The organism is Burkholderia sp. SIMBA_062 (assembly GCF_046534765.1).
Lineage (GTDB): Bacteria > Pseudomonadota > Gammaproteobacteria > Burkholderiales > Burkholderiaceae > Burkholderia > Burkholderia ambifaria.
In genome coordinates this window covers 1-243 of the sequence record NZ_JAWRYD010000533.1, presented here as the reverse complement: position 1 = coordinate 243, position 243 = coordinate 1, and the positions used below count along the sequence as shown (strand labels likewise).

Genomic DNA, 243 nt, shown 5'->3' with positions numbered 1-243 from the left:
CGGCGCGCAAGCGGCAACGGCCGGCGCGCTTGCGCATTTCGACGGCGTCGTGCTGAACGCGCTGCGCGAAACGCAGTCGAGCCTCGCCACCTACGCCGCCGATACGCAACGCGCCGATTCGCTGCGCACCGCGTATGGCTCGGCGCAGCAGTCCGCCGACGAAACGCATCGCCTCTATTCGGCGGGCCGCGAATCGTTCCTCTCCGATCTCGACGCCACGCGCACGCTCACGGCGGCGCACTC

Annotated in this window: 1 pseudogene; it reads left to right on the top strand. The window is 70.4% G+C overall.

What is annotated here, in order from left to right:
- Nucleotides 1-243: pseudogene (locus SB786_RS37350) on the top strand (TolC family protein); the annotation flags it as partial.